This window comes from Serratia sp. T13T92, assembly GCF_047530105.1.
Lineage (GTDB): Bacteria > Pseudomonadota > Gammaproteobacteria > Enterobacterales > Enterobacteriaceae > Chania > Chania fonticola.
This window is the reverse complement of sequence record NZ_JBLJAK010000021.1, coordinates 1-16,101: the sequence shown is the minus strand read 5'-3', so window position 1 is coordinate 16,101 and position 16,101 is coordinate 1. Positions and strand designations below refer to the sequence as shown.

The 16,101-nt window shown below is 53.4% G+C and carries 17 protein-coding genes; 12 read left to right on the top strand and 5 right to left on the bottom strand.

Annotation, left to right across the window (positions count from 1 at the left end):
• Positions 1-157 precede the first annotated feature (157 nt).
• Together ACMV5I_RS18435 and pabB are read right to left on the bottom strand one after the other, a co-directional pair.
• Complete coding sequence (locus tag ACMV5I_RS18435; RefSeq protein ID WP_121607117.1) at positions 158-736, bottom strand: CoA pyrophosphatase; 579 nt, start codon at positions 734-736, stop codon at positions 158-160.
• The gene (pabB, locus tag ACMV5I_RS18430; protein ID WP_414825010.1) at positions 733-2,106 is read right to left on the bottom strand and encodes an aminodeoxychorismate synthase component 1; all 1,374 of its coding nucleotides are present in this window, start codon (positions 2,104-2,106) and stop codon (positions 733-735) included. Before pabB ends, ACMV5I_RS18435 begins: the two co-directional genes overlap by 4 nt.
• Before the next feature lie 276 nt (positions 2,107-2,382).
• On the opposite strand from pabB, the gene ACMV5I_RS18425 reads away from it, so the two are divergent.
• Both ACMV5I_RS18425 and ACMV5I_RS18420 read left to right on the top strand, forming a co-directional pair.
• Complete coding sequence (locus tag ACMV5I_RS18425) at positions 2,383-3,390, top strand: glycosyltransferase (RefSeq protein WP_174334672.1); 1,008 nt, start codon at positions 2,383-2,385, stop codon at positions 3,388-3,390.
• Between the two features lie 63 nt (positions 3,391-3,453).
• A complete protein-coding gene (locus ACMV5I_RS18420) occupies positions 3,454-3,696 on the top strand; it encodes a YoaH family protein (protein ID WP_021806766.1) in 243 nt (80 codons plus the stop codon).
• 38 nt (positions 3,697-3,734) lie between these two features.
• On the opposite strand, the gene purT is transcribed toward ACMV5I_RS18420, so the two are convergent.
• On the bottom strand, positions 3,735-4,913 hold the full coding sequence (gene purT / locus ACMV5I_RS18415; RefSeq protein WP_414825009.1) for a formate-dependent phosphoribosylglycinamide formyltransferase: 1,179 nt from the start codon (positions 4,911-4,913) through the stop codon (positions 3,735-3,737).
• A 211-nt stretch (positions 4,914-5,124) separates the two neighbouring features.
• Here purT and dbpA point away from each other — a divergent pair, with 211 nt between their 5' ends.
• The 4 genes from dbpA to ACMV5I_RS18395 all read left to right on the top strand — a co-directional run bounded on the left by dbpA (position 5,125) and on the right by ACMV5I_RS18395 (position 9,460).
• A complete protein-coding gene (gene dbpA / locus ACMV5I_RS18410; RefSeq protein ID WP_414825008.1) occupies positions 5,125-6,507 on the top strand; it encodes an ATP-dependent RNA helicase DbpA in 1,383 nt (460 codons plus the stop codon).
• Between the two features lie 85 nt (positions 6,508-6,592).
• A complete protein-coding gene (locus tag ACMV5I_RS18405) occupies positions 6,593-6,919 on the top strand; it encodes a YebG family protein (RefSeq protein WP_065685556.1) in 327 nt (108 codons plus the stop codon).
• A 39-nt stretch (positions 6,920-6,958) separates the two neighbouring features.
• The gene (yqfB, locus tag ACMV5I_RS18400) at positions 6,959-7,267 is read left to right on the top strand and encodes a N(4)-acetylcytidine aminohydrolase (RefSeq protein ID WP_414825007.1); all 309 of its coding nucleotides are present in this window, start codon (positions 6,959-6,961) and stop codon (positions 7,265-7,267) included.
• A 159-nt stretch (positions 7,268-7,426) separates the two neighbouring features.
• Positions 7,427-9,460 (top strand): S9 family peptidase, encoded by a 2,034-nt coding sequence (locus ACMV5I_RS18395; protein ID WP_414825006.1) that lies wholly within the window; start codon positions 7,427-7,429, stop codon positions 9,458-9,460.
• A gap of 30 nt (positions 9,461-9,490) precedes the next feature.
• Here the strand turns inward: ACMV5I_RS18395 and exoX are convergent, their stop codons facing one another.
• Positions 9,491-10,159 (bottom strand): exodeoxyribonuclease X, encoded by a 669-nt coding sequence (gene exoX / locus ACMV5I_RS18390; RefSeq protein WP_414825005.1) that lies wholly within the window; start codon positions 10,157-10,159, stop codon positions 9,491-9,493.
• Between the two features lie 421 nt (positions 10,160-10,580).
• Between exoX and ACMV5I_RS18385 the strand changes: the two genes are divergently transcribed.
• Positions 10,581-11,018: a TraR/DksA C4-type zinc finger protein gene (locus tag ACMV5I_RS18385; protein ID WP_021806760.1), complete on the top strand. Its 438-nt coding sequence runs from the start codon at positions 10,581-10,583 to the stop codon at positions 11,016-11,018.
• A 112-nt stretch (positions 11,019-11,130) separates the two neighbouring features.
• Complete coding sequence (pip, locus tag ACMV5I_RS18380) at positions 11,131-12,084, top strand: prolyl aminopeptidase (protein ID WP_414825004.1); 954 nt, start codon at positions 11,131-11,133, stop codon at positions 12,082-12,084.
• A 183-nt stretch (positions 12,085-12,267) separates the two neighbouring features.
• Here pip and ACMV5I_RS18375 read toward each other — a convergent pair whose 3' ends face one another.
• Positions 12,268-12,498, bottom strand: coding sequence for a DNA polymerase III subunit theta (locus ACMV5I_RS18375; RefSeq protein WP_021181054.1), 231 nt, complete (start codon positions 12,496-12,498; stop codon positions 12,268-12,270).
• Between the two features lie 389 nt (positions 12,499-12,887).
• On the opposite strand from ACMV5I_RS18375, the gene ftnA reads away from it, so the two are divergent.
• The 4 genes from ftnA to ACMV5I_RS18355 all read left to right on the top strand — a co-directional run bounded on the left by ftnA (position 12,888) and on the right by ACMV5I_RS18355 (position 15,762).
• Entirely contained in the window at positions 12,888-13,406 is a 519-nt protein-coding gene (gene ftnA, locus ACMV5I_RS18370) for a non-heme ferritin (RefSeq protein ID WP_021806759.1), read from the top strand.
• Positions 13,407-14,082: 676 nt separating this feature from the next.
• On the top strand, positions 14,083-14,466 hold the full coding sequence (yobA, locus tag ACMV5I_RS18365) for a CopC domain-containing protein YobA (RefSeq protein WP_021181056.1): 384 nt from the start codon (positions 14,083-14,085) through the stop codon (positions 14,464-14,466).
• A 3-nt stretch (positions 14,467-14,469) separates the two neighbouring features.
• Positions 14,470-15,351, top strand: a complete 882-nt coding sequence (copD, locus tag ACMV5I_RS18360; RefSeq protein ID WP_414825003.1) for a copper homeostasis membrane protein CopD — start codon at positions 14,470-14,472, stop codon at positions 15,349-15,351.
• A 69-nt stretch (positions 15,352-15,420) separates the two neighbouring features.
• Positions 15,421-15,762, top strand: coding sequence for a YebY family protein (locus ACMV5I_RS18355; RefSeq protein ID WP_021806756.1), 342 nt, complete (start codon positions 15,421-15,423; stop codon positions 15,760-15,762).
• Positions 15,763-16,101: the final 339 nt, after the last annotated feature.

The window sequence follows — 16,101 nt, the reverse complement described above, 5'->3', positions numbered from 1 at the left end:
CGTAAGGTTGAAGAGAGAGTTTACAGTTTTTTTAAAACATCGATAGCGGTAACGGTAGTTGATAAAACAGGCTGCAGGAGTGATAGCGATCGCTTTATACTCAAAACGACAGGTAATCCCGGCTTTAACGTGACGTATGTCACGAAAAATACCAGATTCAGATGCTGACTTGCTGTGCCAGGCGGCGAATAATCGCGGCCGTCAGACCCCAGACGAACTGGCTCTGATACCAGGAAAGATAGACTCGATGTGCGTGACCGCCACGATGAATGTCCAGCGGATAATAGCGTGAGAGCCGCAGCGCTTCGTGCAGCGGGATTTCGAACACCTCGGCGACCTCATCTTCGTTGGCATGAAACGCCACATCTGCCGGGATCAGGCCCACCACCGGCGTCACCTGAAAACCGGTGCTGCTGTCGAGCGGGGCCAACTGGCCAAGGACATGCACCCGCTGCGGTGGGATCGCCACTTCTTCCTGCGCTTCACGCAGTGCGGTAATGATGGGAGAACCGTCTTCAGCATCGGTTTTACCACCGGGGAAGGCCACTTGACCCGCATGTTTACGTAATGAGTCAGCGCGGCGGGTGAGCAGCAGGGTCGGTTCTGGCCGACAAACGATGGGGATCAGCACGGCGGCTGGGCGCGAGTTGTGGGAGATCTGCACCGCCTGCGGCTGTTGCAGCTGAAAGCGGCTGATAAAATCGGCCAATGAGGCCGGATAGTCCTGATGGCTCACGAAACGGTAAACTCCCCCAGCTGTGGCAAGATGCGGCCTACCTTATCAAAGGTTTCCTGATACTCCGCCTGTTCCTGACTATCTGCAACGATGCCACCACCGGCAGAACAGCTGATGCGACCGTTTTCGGCAATCAGGGTGCGGATGGTGATATTGGTGTCCATGGTACCGCAAACGCTGAGATAGCCAATGCTGCCACAATAGGCATTACGGCGCTGCGGCTCCAGTTCTTCGATGATTTCCATTGCCCGCACTTTGGGCGCGCCGGTAATCGATCCGCCGGGAAAACAGGCGCGCAACAGCTCGCTAGCCGAGCGGTTAGCGGGCAGGGTGGCAGTAATGGTACTGACCAGATGATGTACCGCCGGGAACGGCTCAACCACGAACAGTTCCGGCACCTTGACGCTGCCAGGCTCTGCCACACGGCCAATGTCATTACGCAGCAGATCGACAATCATCAGATTTTCGGCCCGGTCCTTGGGCGAATTGGCCAACTTTTGCGCCTGTTCTGCATCCAGTGCGGCATCGGCAAGGCGGGGTAGCGTACCTTTGATTGGCCTGGTCTGGATTTGCCGATCGGCCAACCACAGGAAACGTTCTGGTGAAACGCTCAATACCGCGTTGGCGGGCAGGCGCAGGAAAGCGGAGAACGGCGCACGGTTGCTGGCGCTTAACTGCTGGAATGCCTGCCATTCGTCCCCTTGATACGGGGCGGAAAAACGCTGAGCCAAATTGATCTGATAGCAATCGCCGCTGCGCAGATAGCCCTGGATACGCCGGAATTTCTCGCCATATTGTTGGCGCGTCATGTTGGCCTGCCAGTTGCCGGTCAGGGCAAAGGGAGGCTGTGGCACAACCCGCTGTTGGTTAAGCCATTGCCAGCGCTGTTCTACATCCCCATAGCTGAGCAGGGTCAGTTTTTGTTGATGATGATCGGCGATCAGAGCCCAGTCATAAATACCCACCGCCATATCCGGCAGCTTGATATCGGCCTGTGCCAACTGCGGCAACGTTTCGATACGTCGTCCCAAATCATAGCCAAATAGCCCTAGCGCTCCCCCTTGAAAGGGCAGTTCGCCGTTCAGTGGCGGATGCAGGTTGAGAGCATCTAGCTGTTGCTGTAACAGCACAAAGGGGTCTTCCGGTGAGTGACTGCGAGTCTCTCCCTGCTGGATCTCGGTGCTGGCACCGCAAGTCGTCAGCGTGGTGCGTGGTTCTGCCACCAGAATGTCAAACCGGTTATGCGGGTGCTCGGCAAAGCCTGAATGCAGCAGCATAGCCCATGGCCGTTGTGCCAATGGAGCGAATAGCGTTAGTACGGCTTCGCGCGTATAGGGTAACGATTTAAGGTTTGGGGCGGTGACATTCATAGGATCAATCAACCTGACTCACGTAAACAGCGGTGTTGGCAGCCATTCTGCCACATTACGCCATAGGGTGCTGCTTACAGATTAGCCGGATGAAAAGTAAACCATGCGTAAATGGAGCATTTTTTGCAACGTCTGCCATATTATAAAATGTAAAATGCCATTATATATTCGCCGAAAGAAATTCCCTCAGTGAATGTTTTAATAAGTAAAATAATAATAAATGTATCTTGTTTTACCCGACGATTATTCTAATTTACCCCGCAGGTGAGGGCAGCAATGTCATTAAAATTAAGCGTTATTGTTCCTTTGCATAATGTGGGGGAGCTATTTATTCCTTTCTTGAATTCATTGCTGGCGCAACATGAGCAGCAGTTGGAGGTGATCATCGTTAACGATGGCTCCACCGACGGCTCAGGAGAGATCGCACACCGTTACGCCGCGCAGCATCCACATATCAAGGTCATCGATCAGCCCAACTCAGGGGTCTCCAATGCTCGCAATGCCGGGCTGGCCGTGGCCCGTGGTAAATATGTCGCCTTCCCCGACGCCGATGATTTATTGGATCCCAAAATGTATTCAACGCTGCTTACATTAGCCGAAGAACATCAATTAGACGTGATGCAATGTAACGGCGAACGCTATTTTGCAAGCAATGGTGATTTGCACCCCATTATTCCTGCGGCGCGCCTGAAAGATACGGCGGTTATTTCTGGTGCGCAGTGGTTGGAAAAAGCGTTGAAATCAAGACGCTTTATTCATGTGGTGTGGTTAGCCGTGTATCGCCTGGATTTTATCAAGCAGCACCAACTTTATTTCGAACCTGGTTTACATCATCAGGATATCCCGTGGACCACCGAGGTGATGTTCAATGCTCAACGAGTTAAATACCTGAGCAAACCGCTATATCGCCAACGGGTACACGACCGCTCGATCAGCAACCGTCGGCGTACCGGGCAGGCGAACGTCGAGTATCAGCGCCACTATATGAAAATCGTCGAGATGCTGGTGGCACTGAATCAGCGTTACAGCAGCAAGATCTCGATTTGTGCGGCCTTCCATTGGCAAATCGCGCGTGAGGCGTTGGGGATTTGCCATAGTATTCGCCGTGAGCCCGAACTGCAGGCGCAACAACAGATCGCTGAAGATTTCTACCAGCGCGGCATTCAGCGGAAGATGATCGACAATATGCGGGGGATCAAGCAGACATGGCATGTGATGTTGTGGCTGCATCGCTTAAAACAGTGGCACATTGATAACGCGACTCCCTTGCAGGCCAGCGAATAACAGGTGTAGGGATCTGCGTCGTTAGCGCGTATAATTCACGCCTATTTTACCGGGGAGAAATACATGCTTGCAGGTATGCCGTCACTGAGTCACCAAGAACAGCAGGAAGCTGCTGAACGTATCCATTTGCTGATGGGGCAGGGCATGAGCAGCGGAGAGGCCATCGCGACTGTGGCACAGGAAATCCGCGAAAAACATCAGGGCGATCAGGTTAGCGTGATGTTCGACGATGAAGAAGAAGAACAGCAGCAGGAAGAGCCGACCGAGTATCTGGACGAAGATAGCGAAGACGACGAAAACTACTGACGTTAGCGGGGGGTCGGCATCCCGAACCCCCAACCGGTTTACCCTTGCACCGTCACCGCAGCAGCGGCCTGTTTGGCCAGCTCTACCGCTTGCTCTACTTCTGGCGCAACGGCCAGTGCTACGCCCATCCGGCGTTTGCCCTCAATGTTTGGTTTACCGAATAACCGCACCTGATTATAGCCACTTAGTGCCGTCTCCAACCCACTGAAACGCACGTTGTCGCTGCTTAGCTCCGGCAGGATCACCGCAGACGCGGCCGGCCCGAACTGGCGTATCGCGTTAATCGGTAGCCCAAGGAAAGCGCGCACGTGCAGCGCAAACTCGGACAGATCCTGCGAAATCAGCGTAACCATGCCGGTGTCGTGCGGGCGTGGAGAGACCTCGCTGAAAATCACTTCATCGCCGCAGACGAACAGTTCCACGCCGAACAGGCCAAATCCACCCAGTGCATTAACCACCTTTGCGGCGATCGCCTGAGCACGGCTTAATGCCAGCTCTGACATCCGCTGCGGCTGCCAGGACTCGCGGTAATCCCCATCTTCCTGACGGTGGCCGATCGGCTCACAGAAATGTACGCCATTGACGGCGTTGATGGTCAGCAGAGTGATCTCGAAATCAAATTTGACCAGCCCTTCAACAATGACCCGGCCTCCACCAGCGCGCCCACCAAGTTGTGCGTAATCCCAGGCGGCGCCTAGTTGCTGCTCTTCACGGATCAGGCTTTGCCCTTTGCCGGATGAGCTCATCACCGGCTTGACGATGCACGGGTAACCAATTTCGGCCACCGCTTGGCGGAAGCTTTGCTCGTTATCGGCAAAGCGGTAGCTGGAGGTTGGCAGCTCCAGCGTTTCAGCGGCCAGACGGCGAATACCTTCGCGGTTCATGGTCAGACGTGTGGCTTCGGCGCAGGGGACGACGTTATGGCCCTGTTGCTCCAACTCAACCAGCATGCTGGTGGCGATAGCCTCTATTTCCGGCACGATAAAATCGGGGCGTTCCTGTTCGATCAACGCTTTGAGCGCCGCACCATCCAGCATATTGATGACGTGGCTGCGGTGTGCCACATGCATGGCTGGGGCATCGGCGTAACGGTCAACGGCAATGACTTCCAAGCCTAAACGCTGGCATTCGATGGCCACTTCTTTGCCCAGCTCGCCTGAGCCGAGTAGCATAACGCGGGTGGCGGCAGGACGCAGGGCGGTTCCAATAGTTAACATAGTCTGATACCTGGATCTGAATGAATTCACGGGTCTGACACTGAGTGCGCAGTATATACGAAAACGATTGCGTACGACCAGCGGTGCCTATTAACCGCTTTTTTTAACGCCGAAATCCGGAAACCCCACCAACTCTGTTATCATCTGCGCCTGATCCGGTGCCAGCCAAGCGCAGCGCCGCCTTTCCACTTGCTATATAAGAGTTATTGCCGTGAGCACAGTTTCTTTTTCTTCCCTGCAGCTGCCAGCTGAACAGTTGGCCAACCTCAACGAACTGGGGTATGCCGAAATGACGCCGGTACAGGCCGCAGCGCTGCCTGCCATCCTGAACGGGCAGGACGTACGTGCCAAAGCGAAAACCGGTAGCGGTAAAACGGCGGCATTTGGCATCGGCCTGCTGGATAAAATCAACGTTGCCAAAGTGGCAACCCAGGCGCTTATTCTGTGCCCGACGCGTGAGCTGGCCGACCAGGTGAGCAAAGAGCTGCGTCGCCTGGCCCGCTTTACCCAGAACATCAAGATACTGACCCTGTGCGGTGGCCAGCCGGTGGGGCCACAGCTCGACTCCCTGGTGCATGCGCCGCACATTGTGGTAGGTACGCCGGGCCGTGTGCAGGAGCATCTGCGCAAGAAAACTTTGGTGCTGGACGAGATGACCGTGCTGGTGCTGGATGAGGCCGACCGCATGTTGGATATGGGCTTTGCCGATGATATCGATGATGTGATCAGCTATACGCCGCCGCAGCGCCAGACCCTGCTATTTTCTGCCACCTATCCGGCGGGCATTGAGCGCATTAGCGCCCGTGTGCAACGCCAGCCACTGAATGTGGAAGTCGAAGATGGCGATGAGCAAGCCTCTATCGAACAACGTTTCTATGAAACCACCCGCGATCAACGCCCTGCGGTGTTAGTGAGCGCCATCCGTCATTATCAGCCAGCGTCCTGCGTGGTGTTCTGTAACACCAAGCGTGATTGCCAGAGCGTGTATGAAGCGTTGGAGGCTCGTGGTATCAGCTGCATGGCCCTGCATGGCGATCTTGAACAACGCGATCGGGACCAGGTGCTGGTTCGCTTTGCCAACCGCAGCTGCCGTGTACTGGTAGCGACCGACGTGGCCGCGCGTGGCCTGGATATCAAAGAATTGGAACTGGTGGTCAACTACGAGCTGTCGTTTGACCCTGAGGTTCACGTCCACCGCATTGGCCGTACTGGCCGTGCCGGTCTGAGTGGGTTGGCCATCAGCCTGTGTACGCCGCAGGAAATGGTGCGTGTTCATGCTCTCGAAGAGTATCTGTCCATGCGTGCAAAATGGTCACCCGTGTCTGAGCTGAGCGGGGCGCCTAACACGCCACTGGAAGCAGAAATGGTCACCCTGTGCATCGACGGTGGCCGTAAGGCGAAAATCCGCCCTGGCGATATTCTTGGTGCGTTGACCGGTGACGCCGGGCTAACGGCGGCAGAAGTCGGCAAGATCGACATGTTCCCGGTGCATGCCTATGTGGCTATCCGTAAAGCCAGCGCCCGTAAGGCACTGCAACAGCTTCAGCAAGGTAAGATCAAAGGCAAGAGCTGCAAAGTGCGGCTGTTGAAATAATAAACGGCAGGGCGCTTGCAGCCCTGCCCGAAATCACTCTATACTGTATAAAAATACAGTATCATAACCTTTGAGGAAGATGCTCATGGCTGTTGAAGTGAAATATGTAGTAGTGAGAAACGGTGAGGAAAAAATGACTTTCGCAAATAAGAAAGAAGCCGATGCCTACGACAAAATGTTGGATCTGGCCGATAGCCTCGGTGAATGGTTGCAGCAAGCGCCAGTCACGCTGGAAGAAGAACAGCGTGAAGGGTTGAGCTTCTTCCTGGCGGAACACAAAGATGTGCTGGCGCAGATCCTGCGTGGTGGTGCCCCGCAAGAAGCCGCCAAAAAACCAGCCAAAACCAAAGGTGAGAAACCTGCCGCCGCCCCGGAAGAAGGCGCCGCGTCAGAAGAGCAGCAGGCCGCTTAAGCAGTGGTGCAGCAACATGATGATAACCAAGGATTCAGCATGTCCCGTGAGATAACCTTCTTCAGCCGTTTTGAGCAAGATATTCTGGCCGGGCGCAAAACCATCACCATTCGGGATGCCAGCGAAGCTGACTTCCAACCGAATGAGGTGCTGCGCGTCAGCCGCAACGAAGACGGCGTATTTTTCTGTTATATCGAGGTAAAGTCGGTAACGCCCGTGCGCCTGAACGAGCTAACGCATGAACATGCGCAGCAGGAGAATATGACCCTCAGCGAACTGAAGCTGGTGATCCAGGATATCTACCCTGGGCTGGATGAACTGTTTGTCATCGCGTTTACCAAGCGCTGATGCCGTATGCCATCTCACATTGCGATGAGATGCTGACAAAACCTAACCGGTTCACTGCGTAGGGGCGCTGCATGCTGCGCCCATTTACTTACGTGGCTTGTTAACGTTGTGAAATTCGTGTCATTCTTGCCTTAATCAAAGTAAGCGGATGATTTAGCAATGATGACACCTCCTAAGGCAGAAAAACGTCCTTATCCCATCACTATCCATGGCGACACGCGTGTGGATGACTACTACTGGCTGCGCGATGACGAACGTACCGATCTCCAGGTATTGGACTATTTGCGGGCTGAGAATGCCTATACTGACGCGCAGCTAAAGCCGCAACAGGCGCTGCGTGAAACTCTGTATCAGGAGATGGTCGCGCGTATCCCACAGCAGGAACATTCCGTACCTTACGTCAGGCGTGGTTTCCGCTATCAGACCCGCTATGAGCCGGGTAATGAATATGCGCTGTATGTGCGCCAACCCGCAGCGGCTACCGAGCTTTGGGACACCTTGCTCGATGGTAATCAGCGTGCGGAAGGGCATGAGTTCTATACGTTGGGCGGGTTGGACGTCAGCCCGGATAACCAGCGCCTGGCCGTGGCGGAAGACTTCCTGTCGCGCCGCCAATACGATATCCGTTTCAAGGATCTACACGACGATAGCTGGGCCGATGAGGTGCTGGAAAACACCTCTGGCAACTTCGAGTGGGCGAATGATTCCGCCACCGTTTACTACGTGCGTAAACATGCCAAGACATTGCTGCCGTATCAGGTCTATCGCCACGTCGTGGGCAGCGATCCGCAGCAGGACGTGTTGATCTACGAGGAACAGGATGACACTTTCTACGTCAGCCTGGAAAAAACCACCTCCGAGCGCTTTATCCTGATCCACCTCAGCAGCACCACCACCTCAGAGATCCTGTTGCTGGATGCGAATAGTGCAGACAGTAAGCCGCAGATGTTTGCGCCGCGCCGTAAAGATCACGAATATGCCATCGATCACTACCGTGAGCATTTCTACATTCGCTCTAACAGAAACGGCAAGAACTTTGGCCTGTACCAGAGCGAGCAGGCTGACGAAAGCCAATGGCAGGAACTGATTGCTCCGCGCACCAATGTCATGCTCGAAGGGTTCAGCCTGTTCCGTGACTGGCTGGTGGTGGAGGAGCGCATCGCCGGGCTGACCCAGCTGCGCCAAATCCACTGGCAGAGCGGTGAAGACAAGAGCATCGCTTTTGACGATCCGACCTATGTCACCTGGCTGGCCTACAATCCAGACCCAGAAACCGAACTGCTGCGTTACGGCTATTCCTCCATGACCACGCCAACTACGCTGTATGAGCTGAATCTGGACAGCGGCGAGCGGGAGTTGCTCAAGCAGCAGGAAGTGAAAAACTTCACGGCGGAAGATTATCGTAGCGAGCGCGTATGGGTGAAAGCCCGTGACGGCGTCGAGGTGCCGGTATCTTTGGTTTACCGTGCTGACCGCTTTGCGCATGGGGCGAACCCGCTGATGGTGTACGCCTACGGCTCCTATGGCAGCAGCATGGATCCGGCATTCAGTGCCAGCCGCCTCAGCCTGTTGGACCGCGGTTTTGTCTTCGCGCTGGCGCATATTCGCGGCGGTGCCGAGCTGGGGCAACTCTGGTATGAAGACGGCAAGCTGTTCAACAAACAAAATACCTTTAACGACTTTATCGACGTCACCAAGGCATTGGTAGAGCAGGGCTATGGCGATGCTGACCGAGTGTTCGCCATGGGCGGCAGTGCCGGTGGCTTACTGATGGGCGCGGTAGTCAACCAGGCTCCTGAGCTGTTCAATGGCGTAGTGGCCCAGGTGCCGTTTGTGGACGTGGTCACCACCATGCTGGATGAGTCCATCCCGCTCACCACCGGTGAATATGACGAGTGGGGCAATCCAAACGACAAGGCGTATTACGATTACATCTTGCAGTACAGCCCATACGATCAGGTGAAAGCGCAGGATTATCCGCATATGCTGGTCACCACCGGGCTGCATGACTCGCAGGTGCAATACTGGGAGCCTGCCAAGTGGGTAGCGAAACTGCGTGAGTTGAAAACCGACGATCGCCAGCTGCTGCTGTATACCGATATGGATGCCGGCCACGGCGGCAAGTCTGGGCGCTTTAAGGCTTACGAAGATATTGCGCTGGAATATGCGTTTATTCTGGCGCTGGCAGAATAAATCATCGCGGGCAGGAGACTGCCCGCTTGATTAACCCAACAGATAGTATTTCAACGTGTGTTTCATATCTGGGCTGAGATCGTTGATGGATTTCAGCATCCAACGCAGATAGCCAGGATCTTCCAGCGCTACCTGCTCAATAGATTGCCCACGATATTTGCCGAACTTGAATTTTTTTAACAATACCGGCTGCTCGGTGATTTCCAGCATCTGTTCTGGCGTCCAACCGGAGTCCTGCACAATGCGTTGCAGCAGTGCGGCGGTGACGTAGCAGTCGTACAGTGCGCGGTGTGGATAAAGCGCGGTATCCTGCGGCAGTTGTACATCCAGATTCAGCGCATAGCGCAGGTATTGATTACCATATTTAATGTCTGGATACAGCGTACGTGCCAGTTTGAGGGTACAAATCCAGGCACCGTTCATTTCCGGCAGCATGGCCCGATCAAAGGCAGCGTTATGCGCGACATAATATTGGCTGTCCTGATAACGCCCAATGGCGACGGCGATACGCGGCTTGCCCTCAACCATCTGCTCGGTGATGTGGTGAATGGCCATGGCGTCCAGGCCGATAGGCCGGTCTGGGCTGATCAGGTCGCTCATCGGATTAGTGATTTGCCCGTCGATCACGTCAACGGAAGCGACTTCCACTACGCCGCCGTCTAGCCCACAGGTTTCAGTATCGATTACACGTAACATCATGATGTTCCCAGCTAAAGTCTACTCCCTAGCTTAACGATATGGGGTTGCGATGCCAACCTGTCTTTTCGCAGGCAACAAAAAACCCGCCTCGGCGGGTTTAACTACGGTCAGAAACTGATTTACTCACCAGATGCAGACGCCTGTCCTTTTTTGGAACGTTTCTCCGCTTTTTTCTCGGCTGGGGTTTTCAACGGTTTCTTCTTCGCATTTTTCTTGCTGTCCATTCCCTTACTCATGATGGCCTCTTGGTTAACCTATGGTTGGGTGGCTTGCTGAACCATTAACCCCCTAGCGGCCATCATATGCAAGCAGCAAAGGGTATGGAAACGTCAACGCCTTGTTTATCCAATGATTATTTATTATTAACCTTTATGTGTTAAAAATGTTATAATGTAACAAACTTATGTACACGGAGTGTGCCATGACAGTCATGACATTATTAAGCGAGCAACAACTGCTGGCGATGCCAGAATCTGATTACATGAATACGGAGCAGCGGGCGTTTTTCCGCCAACGCCTATTGGATGAGCAACAAAAACTCTGGCAGCACATTGACGTGTTGAAACGTGATATCGACAGCGGCGATATTAGCGGTGACGAAGCGGATAAAGCCGCGCGCGAAGAAGATCTGCGCCTACTGTTCCGCCAATTGGATCGGGAAACCCGCCTGTTACCCAAGATGGCCGCCGCCCTGCAGCGCCTGGAAACCGGTGATTTCGGTTATTGTCTTGAAACGGGTGAGCCTATCGGCCTGCCACGCCTGTTATTGCGCCCCACGGCAGAGCTGAGTATTGAAGCCAAAACCGCACAAGAAATGCGCGAACCCCATATGCGTAAAAGCAAGTCGACTTCATTTTGAGCAAACGCACACTAACATGTTGGTATAGGTGGAGGTTTTAGCGTTTTACCGTTGACCTGATGAGCGGCTTCGGCTTTGATGAAGGTATCACTCACAGAGAGACGTACGCGCCATGGAACAATTACGAGGTTTGTACCCGCCATTATCCGCCTATGACAGCGGTTGGCTGGATACTGGAGATGGGCACCGGATCTACTGGGAGCTGAGCGGCAATCCAAACGGTAAGCCTGCGGTATTTATCCACGGCGGGCCTGGCGGTGGTAGCGCACCTTATCATCGCCAGCTGTTTGACCCGCAGTACTATAAGGTTTTGCTGTTCGATCAGCGCGGCTGTGGTCGTTCCAAACCGCATGCGAGCCTGGACAATAACACCACCTGGCACCTGGTTGACGATCTCGAAAGACTGCGTGTCATGGCGCGAGTGGACCAGTGGCTGGTCTTTGGTGGCTCCTGGGGTTCCACGCTGGCGCTGGCCTATGCACAGACCCATCCGCAACGCGTCAGCGAGATGGTGCTGCGGGGGATCTTCACGCTGCGTAAGCAGGAACTGAGTTGGTATTATCAAGACGGCGCTTCCCGCTTCTTCCCGGATAAATGGGAGCGGGTGCTGTCTATTCTTTCGGAGGAAGAACGCAAGGACGTGATTGCTGCCTACCGTCAACGCCTGACGTCACCGGATCTGCAAGTGCAGCTTGAGGCTGCCAAACTGTGGAGCGTGTGGGAAGGGGAAACGGTAACGCTGTTGCCAAGCGGTGCTTCCGCCTCCTTTGGCGAAGATGATTTCGCGCTGGCCTTTGCCCGCATTGAGAACCACTACTTTAGCCATCAGGGCTTTCTCGACAGCGATGACCAACTGCTGAGCAACGTCCCGCTGATCCGCCATATTCCGGCTGTGATCGTCCATGGTCGTTACGATATGGCTTGCCAAGTACAAAACGCCTGGGATCTGGCCAAAGCCTGGCCAGAGGCTGAACTGCATATTGTCGAAGGGGCAGGGCACTCCACGGATGAACCGGGTATTTTGCACCAGCTGATGCTGGCTACCGACCGTTTCGCGGGCAAGTGATGTTGCTTATGGTAGGGGCGTAGCATGCTACGCCCGTCCAACTTTGTCATCAATCTGAAACTGTGACATATCCTGCGTCCCGCTGGTGGAAACGTAAGGGGGAATGTTGAGGGCCGCTGCCGTAGCTAAATTGTAGCTCGTTCAGTCCCCCCTCCCTGTGGGAAGGGTTAGAGCGCGGGGCTATTACTTCATTTTAGGTTCGTAAGGCAGGCGAGAGAATTTGTGTGATTCGACGCGATAGTGCATCACACGCTCGCGGAAGTAGTCCTGCAGATGCTTTGGCTGCTCACGTTCCACCATCTCAGGGATCACCGGCATATTGTAGCGTTCCTTGAATGCCACTCCAGACGCGGCCAGATCAACGTTCACCTTGTCCATCTCGTCTTTGGAAAGCTCTGCCAGATTGTAACCCATGGGATCCTCCTTCTATTGTGTAACGGCAACTCAGCGCAGAAGGTAATCTACCGTGCCGCGCTTGGCAAGCTTCTCAAGCCAATATATCCCTATCATCTTCAGACTTTGGGCGTAGAGTCATTACAAAAAACAGGGTGATATAATGTTTAAGCGTAATGCCATTGGTTTATTTTGTTAAATAAGAATGATTCGTCTTACTGTAAATATAAAGATGAAAATGATTATCATAATAATTTAATGTTAAATTTCACTGTTTTCTTAATCTGTTGATTTTAATGGTTAATTACCATTTAAATAAATGAATGTAAATCAAGTGTTTTTATTTTGTGTTAATCAAGGCATAATACGGTCAATTAAGTTTATGACCTGCAAAAATAATAGGGATCCTCATGCTAACGCAAGCAATGACCACGAAACTGAATGAGCAACTGAATCTGGAATTCTATTCCGCCAATTTGTATTTGCAAATGAGCGCCTGGTGCAGTGATAAAGGCTTTGAAGGGGCTGCCGCATTCCTTAAAGAACATTCACGCGAAGAGATGCAGCACATGCAGCGTCTGTTCGACTACCTCAGTGATACCGGGGCGTTGCCACTGATCGGCAGCATTTCTGCACCGCCGGTAGAGTTTGAATCACTGGCGGACGTTTTCCAGCAGACTTACGAGCATGAGCAACTGATCACTCGTCAAATCAATGAACTGGCGCACGTGGCAATGACCACACAAGACTACTCAACCTTCAACTTCCTGCAATGGTACGTTGCCGAGCAGCACGAAGAAGAGAAGCTGTTCAAATCCGTGCTGGACAAGTTGGCGCTGGTAGGCAACAGCGGCAAGGCACTGTTCTTCATTGATAAAGATCTGAAGAGAATGGGTGCCGAGGCAGTAAGCGGTAACGGCCAGGCCTGATAACCCGCTTTTGTCATCAATCTGAAAACCGCGTACTTTTCACCGTACGCGGTTTTTTTTGCCCTAAATTTACGGCGATATTATTGCGATAGCCAAGCCTGATACGTAGGGGCGTTGCATGCCGCGCCCGTTCAGCGAATCAATTAGCCGCGTACTTTTCACCGTATGCGGTTTTTTTGCCCTAAATTTACGGCGATATTATAGCGATAGCCAAGCCTGATACGTAGGGGCGTTGCATGCCGCGCCCGTTCAGCGAATCAATTAGCCGTATACTTTTCACTGTATGGGGTTTTTTTGCCCTAAATTTACGGCGATATTATAGCGATAGCCAAGCCTGATATGTAGGGGCGCTGCATGCTGCGCCCGTTCAGCGAATCAATTAGCCGTATACTTTTCACTGTATGCGGTTTTTTTGCCCTGCGTTTATCGAACTGCTATAGCGATACGTGCTGCCAGATCGCAAAATATCAGTGATGTGCTCGACTTGCCGATTCACCGTCGTTATGATTTAACGCGATACGCTACCGGGAGGTAGAGAGTTATAACAGTGAGTTACCCACTCCTTCTGCTGTTTACCCGTGGCGCAATCACAGTGGTGGGTTGAGGCTGCGGAAACATCGCTCCGCGTAACCGGTCTTGGCCCTTATCACCTACATAATTGATAAAGGACTCCTCCGTGATCGCTAAAATTCGTTCATCCTATCGCCTGCTTTCCACCATTTTTGTACTGTTTGTCGGCTTGTCTTCTCAGCAGGCGTTGGCGCATGCCCACCTGAAAGTACAGACTCCGGCGGCAGACGCCACCGTCAGCTCTGCGCCAAAAGTGTTGACGCTGAATTTCTCCGAAGGCATCGAGCCTAACTTCAGCGGTGTCAAAGTGACCGGCCCAGATAACGCCGTGGTTAAAACCGGCAAGCTGGATCTGGATCCAAGCAACAACACCCAGGTTAACGTACCGATTGAAAGTGAACTGGCGGCGGGGAAATACCAGGTTAGCTGGCACGTGGTTTCCGTTGACGGTCATAAAACCAAAGGTCAGTACAGCTTTACCGTTAACTAAGCCATGACTCTGGCGACCCTGTTTGTGCTGTGTCGCTTTGTGCACTTTACGGCGGTGATGCTGATGTTTGGTGTCAGCCTGTTCACCGCCGTCCTGTCGCCACAGCGCCTTTCCCCGATAATCACCTGCGATTTGCGCCCTCTGCTGCTCGCCTCGACCTGGATCTCCGCATTAACCGCTTTGCTGATGCTGGCCATTCAGGCCGGATTGATGGGCGATGGCTGGGCGGATACCTGGCAATTGAGCATTTGGTGGGCGGTGTTGGGCACCACCTTTGGTGATGCCTGGCGCTGGCATCTGGGTTTTTCCCTGCTGGCCTTGTTAGCCTTGCTGTTGCCTGCGGCAAAGCGGGGGCAAGCACTAGCGATGTGCTCGGCACTGCTACTGATCAATATGGCGTTTATCGGCCATGCGGCGATGCATGCGGGCATATTGGGAATTGCACACCGCGTTAACCACGCCTTGCACCTGTTAGCGGCAGGCTACTGGTTCGGCAGCCTATTACCGTTGTTGCTTTGCCTGCGCTACTTGCCACAACCGCAGTGGCGTAGTGATGCTATCGCCACCCTGATCCGTTTCTCTCGCTGGGGCCATGTTGCCGTGGTGCTGGTGATCGTCACGGGCATAATCAACAGCCTGATTATCCTTGGACGCTGGCCAGTCGATCTCGGCTCCGCCTATCAGCGTTTGCTGTTAGTCAAAGTCGGGCTGGTGGCACTGATGGTGATGGTGGCATTGGCCAACCGTTACGTTATCGTCCCTGCGATGCGTACCCCCCCCAATCTGGCACAGCGCGGGGTGGTAATCGCCTGCTGGCTTGAGGTGGCGTTGGGCGCAGCGGTGCTGCTGTTGGTGAGTTTATTTGCAACCTATGCACCGGTATGACATTGCGCCTTGCCGGATGCCCCCAAACTGCGGGAAAATCGATTTAAATCGCAACTTAAGGCCAAAAACATGAAATCTGTAATTCTTGGTATTGCGCTGCTGGCAACGGCGTCGAGCGCGCTGGCGGCAGATAAGCTGGTTAACGTCACGAAGCTGGAGTACGGCAAACAGTGGGCGTTCACCAAAGAGGAAGTCACGCTGCAATGCCGTAAAGGGGCTGCCTTGTTCGTGCTCAACAACAGCACCCTGATGCAATATCCGCTCAATGAAGCCGCAGAAGCACAGGTGAAAGCGGGGCAGCAGCGTGCCCAATCGCTGGATGTGATCCTGTTGGATGACGCCAACCACCCCGGCCAGAAAATGAGCGTGCAACCTTTTCGCGAAAGAGCAGAAAAATTGTGTGCTGACTAATCAGCTAACCACCCGATACTTATGCAAAAGTTTACGGGTGGTGACGAGATGTACGTAATTAATTTCTGTTTGTAACTATCACTTGTGTGCGCTGGGCTGGCAAAACTTGAACCTTGGACTATTCTTAGAATGCACGGTTGAACAAACCTTGCATAAATGCCAACTTTTAGCGCACGGCTCTCTCCCAAGAGCCCTTTCCCTAGACCGAGTATAGGAATCGTACTCGGTCTTTTTTTATGCTATTGATTTATAAATATAAATTTACAATAACTCGAATTTACTCGAATTTTACTCGAATTTCTATACTCGGTCTTTTACAGCATCACGTATTCTTTCCCC